This is a genomic window from Streptomyces massasporeus, assembly GCF_014648995.1.
Lineage (GTDB): Bacteria > Actinomycetota > Actinomycetes > Streptomycetales > Streptomycetaceae > Streptomyces > Streptomyces massasporeus.
Genome location: NZ_BMSE01000069.1, coordinates 1 through 805 on the forward strand (window position 1 = coordinate 1; position 805 = coordinate 805).

The 805-nt window shown below is 73.3% G+C and carries 3 protein-coding genes; all 3 read right to left on the minus strand.

The features are described from left to right. Window positions 1-11: 11 nt before the first annotated feature. The 3 genes from IE153_RS41260 to IE153_RS41270 are packed head-to-tail and all read right to left on the minus strand — an operon-like array spanning window position 12 to window position 690. Window positions 12-248, minus strand: a complete 237-nt coding sequence (locus IE153_RS41260; protein WP_189594807.1) for a hypothetical protein — start codon at window positions 246-248, stop codon at window positions 12-14. Continuing rightward, a complete protein-coding gene (locus IE153_RS41265; RefSeq protein WP_189594808.1) occupies window positions 248-490 on the minus strand; it encodes a phiSA1p31-related protein in 243 nt (80 codons plus the stop codon). Before IE153_RS41265 ends, IE153_RS41260 begins: the two co-directional genes overlap by 1 nt. Beyond that, window positions 487-690 carry a hypothetical protein gene (locus tag IE153_RS41270; RefSeq protein WP_189594809.1) on the minus strand — a complete coding sequence of 68 codons (204 nt, stop codon included), beginning with the start codon at window positions 688-690 and terminating at the stop codon, window positions 487-489. The genes IE153_RS41265 and IE153_RS41270 overlap by 4 nt, the downstream gene beginning before the upstream one ends. Window positions 691-805: the final 115 nt, after the last annotated feature.

The following is an 805-nucleotide window of genomic DNA, read 5'->3' on the forward strand; positions in this document are numbered from 1 at the left end:
CGCCGGGGCGGTCACGAGGCCGCCTGCCTGTGCTGGCACCGGCCGAGCAGGCAGGGCTTGGCGCGCCTGTCCCACTCGTCGTGGCCGACGAGTTCGTGCCGGTAGCCCTCGGCGGCTTCGCGGCGCCGGTCGCGGACGCGCGGGGTGAATTCCTTGTGCGCGTCCTCGGCAAGCGGGCCGACGCACTCGCCAAGCAGCGAGCCTTCGACGCAGCCCTGCGGGTTGATGCGGATCCAGAAGCCGGCCATCACGAGGCCTCCAGAACTTGCCGGTACATGGCGGCAGTGCTGGGGCGGGGGGCGGGGATGAGGGGGCCGTGCATGGCGTACACGTCGGGCAGGGGGACGGGTGCGGTGTCGCTCGGCGATGCCTGCATCAGCGGTTCGCCGGTGCTGGTGTGGGCGCCGGTCCAGCGCCATTCGACACCGGTGACGTCGAGGTGCGGGACGCCGAGGTCGAAGACGATCCCGTCGTGAAGGTACGTGCTCATGTGGCCGCCTCCTGTTCGTGGGTGCGCAGCCATTGGCGGCGGTACCGGTAGCGGACGTGGACCTGCTCGATGCGGTCGACGTACTCGGTGGGCGTCCACGGGCGGGCGCCTCGGGCGCGGCGGGCGAACTCGGCCTCGACCTGGGCGAGGGCGTCCTGCTCCAAGTCGGCCAGCGGGCGGGGGTCGACGGTGGTGGTCACGACGCGGCACCTTCCTGGCGGCGGGCGTGCTTCCTGCGGCTGGGGGCCGACGACCGGCGGAGGCGGCCCGTCGGGTTCAGGCCCACACGCGGATCCGTCGGAGCCGGGGGCTGCT